This window comes from Bradyrhizobium sp. Mp27, assembly GCF_029953005.1.
Taxonomy (GTDB): domain Bacteria; phylum Pseudomonadota; class Alphaproteobacteria; order Rhizobiales; family Xanthobacteraceae; genus Bradyrhizobium; species Bradyrhizobium barranii.
This window is the reverse complement of sequence record NZ_JASAUS010000350.1, coordinates 1-3,377: the sequence shown is the minus strand read 5'-3', so window position 1 is coordinate 3,377 and position 3,377 is coordinate 1. Positions and strand designations below refer to the sequence as shown.

Sequence of the window (3,377 nt, the reverse complement as noted above, 5' to 3'; positions counted from 1 at the left end):
CGAAAGTCATCGCCGGTGTAAAGTTCATCGACGGAATCGAAGTCATTCCGAACACTGAAAGCCACGCCGCCTGATCAGGCCGCGTCACCCAAAATCAGCCATAGCTCTGCAGCGCCGGTCCAATGGCGACTTCAGACGCAATTGCGGCATCATCCTCGGCGCATTTCTATATCTGAGATCTGCCAGCGCAGCGCGGGGGCGATCCCGGCTTTGGCCGGGTTGGCACCGGTCATCTGCTCAGTTGCGGTGAACTGGATAGCCGCAAGTCGTTCCGGCTCAGGCAGGTGATGAAAAAGAACCCACCCGAATTATGGATCAGAGCACTGGTCTCTACGAGCAATCGTTGACAAACGCATTTTTCTCAAGGCTCAAGAGCTTCTGAAAGAGCAGTATGTCAGGCTTTCGGATGAGCAATTGTTGAAAAAGCTGCGAGACGGCTCGCAGCAAATTGCAAGTTGAGCGTCTCGATAATGGCGGCGACGGACGGCGTGCCGAGCCCGCCTCTTTATGCATATCGTTTCGGCAGCCTGCGGGAAGCCTTCCGCCGGGTCGGCTATGTGAACTCAGATCGCGATTTCGATTACCTTTACACGCGCCGACAATCTGATGCTGAACTGCTGCAAAAGGCATCGAAGCTTGCCACGCGCATTCGAGCACTTGGCGCTGCGGCCGTCTGGGACGGTGAGGCCAAAGTGATGACTGTTGACGGGAGGCTCGCCATTTCTCTTCGAATGGCTCGCTACTACATCGCGCCGCGACACGCGCCCGCCCGGCTGGTACATCGATGGATTATCGAACCCGCCGAGTTCATTTTGGCGCTGAGGCTGGATCCAGCAACAAACAGAAAGGTGACGGACTATTTCCTATTACCCCAAAGTGAAATGGCCAAGGTGCGAATCGACCTTACGGCGACGCCTCGCTCTCGGTTTGCAGCTTACCGTTGCCCCACAATTGAGGACGCCTTGCGAGCAATCATGACCAAAGTGGCAGCCCTCTCGACATAAGGGACTGCACGACTGTGCGTCGGAACATGTTCGCGGCGTCTGGTGATTGGTTCGTCCCTCCTGATTGGCTTGTTTATCTGGTGGGTAAATGGCTATGGACGAACTGCTGAAGACTCCCGGCCTCGAAAAGGTAGCCGCGTATCCCCGCTCCGTTCGCCGCTTCGATATCAGTGAACTTGTCGCCTATGAGAAAGCTGCGAGCTGAATCAACCGGGAAGCGATTCATGATCTTCGTGATCATGCCGGGCCTGGGCTTTCGGCAGGTGCACGAAGTGCGATAAAGCTCAACGCTTGCCTCAGGATGATGTGGACAATACTCGAACGCATCTATGTGAGCGCCAATTTTTGCCAGCTCCTCTGACATCCAGATATGAAGAGCTCTGATATCGGCTTCCTTGTAAAACCCCCTAGCAACTCCTGACTGGTTCGTGACTACGAAAGCAAAATATCCGGCGTCGTTGACTGACTTTACAGCTTCGCGCGCACCTGCCGTCCACTTGAAGTTCGCTTGCTCGTATAAATAGCCCGTGTCCTCATTCAGGACGCCATCACGGTCAAAGAATACGGCGGGTCTCTTCACTTATCAGATACCTTGGGGTGGAGCAGGCAAGGCTTGGGGCAAGCACGCCTTTCCGTTCGCGGCACTATCGTACTGGCTTCCGGAGGCGGACGCCCGGGCCACCTCCATTTTCTTCAATGAACTCGACACCGGCTGCTTCGAAGGCGAAGCGCACTACTTGCAATGTCGAACGTCGAGGCTCGTTAACCCCCGCTTCAAGCTGGCGAATTGTTACAATCCCGACTTTTGAGCGGTCTGCCAACTGCTGCTGACTCCAGTCCAAAAGGCCGCGGGCTGCTCGACATTGCATCGGAGAAATCATCTCGAATTCCTTTTAATCCAATATGCCGAAAAAGGATTGATTTGTCTAAAATGTACATTATAATCACTTCTGTCGATTTTCGATGGAGAGATTCATGATCAACGCGGCTGAGATTCGGAATGCTAGAAGGGATTTCATTGGGGGGTCCGACGCTCGGATCATTATGGGAGAAGACCAAGATAAGCTCATTCGGCTCTGGCGAGAGAAACGAGGTGAGGTCGAGGCGGTGGATTTGAGTAGTGAGCTGATCGTTCAACTTGGAACCACCACTGAGGACCTCAACCGGACCTGGTACGAGCGAACCAGCGGCAACCGCGTTGAAGACGTTCAGAGAAGGGTCAGGCATCCGGTACACAAATGGATGGGAGCAACGCTGGACGGGCGTGTCCAGGAGACCGGGGCAGTATTCGAAGCCAAGTTCATGCTGCCCTGGAATTTTTCAGAGGAAGCTGCAGCGGAGAAGCACATGGCTCAACTGCAGCACAACATGTGGGTCGTGTCGGCACGTTCCGCGGTGCTATCCATCATCACGGGCGGTGGGAAGTGGGTTGAAATCACGGTACATGCTGACCCGCTATACCAACACCTTCTTTTAACGGCCGAAAAGCAATTTTGGCGCTGCGTGCAAAGCGGCGATGCACCGGCCCTGTTCGGAATTGAAACGCCGCGTCCTCGGCTCGAGGCCATCAAGATCGTCGATATGGCAACATCCAACTCCTGGGCTGGACTTGCCGCGACTTACCTCCGCACCCGGGATGCTCACGATGACCATGAGCTCGCCAAAGCCGAATTGAAAAAGCTGGTTCCGGAAGATGCGAAGGAAGCCAGCGGACACGGTATCAGGGCGAAGCGTTCCAAATCTGGCGCGATCAGCTTCGAAACTCTGCGGGTGGAGGTCGCTCATGCATCGGTCCAGTGAGCACATAGGCGCCCTCGCTGCGGCCTTGGCCAAGGCCCAGGCTGTGCTGACCAACCCCGAAAAAAACCTGACGGCGACAATCCGGTCCCCCTTCCCGCGGGAGGATGACAGGACTTTCCGCTACGCCTCTTTGGCCTCCGGCTTGGACATTGTCCGCAAGACACTGAGCCAGCAGGAGATCGCAACGGTCCAGACCACGCGTATCGAGCAGGTCTCAGGTCAGATACACCTCACGACGCTGCTGGCCCATGCCTCTGGAGAATGGATTTCCTCTGACCTGCCGGTCTGCGCCGCAAAGGACGTCGAGGCTCCGCACCGCATGGGCTCGTCCTTGACCTATGCCCGTCGCTACGCTCTGTTCGCTCTGGTCGGCATTGCCGGTGAGGACGATCTGGATACCCCCGATGTAATCGCCGGACCTCCCGCTGCCGCCGGGTCGCAAGTGGCTCCGAGCCCCAAGGGGAAGAGCTGGCCCCGCAAATTCGGACAGTAGCTTGAGTGGATTTTCTGCCTGACAGCGGCGAGGATTCTTGCTGCGAATCAGGAGCGAAGATGACGAAGAAGAGCCGCCGG

General features: G+C 56.2%; 4 protein-coding genes and 1 pseudogene. 3 read left to right on the top strand and 2 right to left on the bottom strand.

Annotated elements, in window-relative coordinates; all coding sequences use genetic code 11:
- Window positions 1-470: 470 nt before the first annotated feature.
- Window positions 471-1,004, top strand: coding sequence for a hypothetical protein (locus tag QJT78_RS49585; RefSeq protein WP_038945822.1), 534 nt, complete (start codon window positions 471-473; stop codon window positions 1,002-1,004).
- Between the two features lie 73 nt (window positions 1,005-1,077).
- On the opposite strand, the gene QJT78_RS49580 is transcribed toward QJT78_RS49585, so the two are convergent.
- Both QJT78_RS49580 and QJT78_RS49575 read right to left on the bottom strand, forming a co-directional pair.
- A complete protein-coding gene (locus QJT78_RS49580) occupies window positions 1,078-1,584 on the bottom strand; it encodes an HAD family hydrolase (protein ID WP_038945823.1) in 507 nt (168 codons plus the stop codon).
- A 64-nt stretch (window positions 1,585-1,648) separates the two neighbouring features.
- On the bottom strand, window positions 1,649-1,873 hold the full coding sequence (locus QJT78_RS49575; RefSeq protein WP_312017817.1) for a helix-turn-helix transcriptional regulator: 225 nt from the start codon (window positions 1,871-1,873) through the stop codon (window positions 1,649-1,651).
- Between the two features lie 106 nt (window positions 1,874-1,979).
- On the opposite strand from QJT78_RS49575, the gene QJT78_RS49570 reads away from it, so the two are divergent.
- Together QJT78_RS49570 and QJT78_RS49565 are read left to right on the top strand one after the other, a co-directional pair.
- Entirely contained in the window at window positions 1,980-2,804 is an 825-nt protein-coding gene (locus QJT78_RS49570) for a YqaJ viral recombinase family protein (RefSeq protein WP_038952779.1), read from the top strand.
- Window positions 2,788-3,216: pseudogene (locus QJT78_RS49565) on the top strand (ERF family protein); the annotation flags it as partial. The gene QJT78_RS49570 and the pseudogene QJT78_RS49565, both read left to right, overlap by 17 nt.
- Window positions 3,217-3,377: the final 161 nt, after the last annotated feature.

Excerpts from the sequence above, each read along its gene's own strand:
- QJT78_RS49585 (WP_038945822.1), top strand. The coding sequence starts at position 471 with ATGGCGGCGACGGACGGCGTGCCGAGCCCGCCTCTTTATGCATATCGT.
- QJT78_RS49575 (WP_312017817.1), bottom strand. The coding sequence starts at position 1,873 with ATGCAATGTCGAGCAGCCCGCGGCCTTTTGGACTGGAGTCAGCAGCAG.
- QJT78_RS49570 (WP_038952779.1), top strand. The coding sequence starts at position 1,980 with ATGATCAACGCGGCTGAGATTCGGAATGCTAGAAGGGATTTCATTGGG.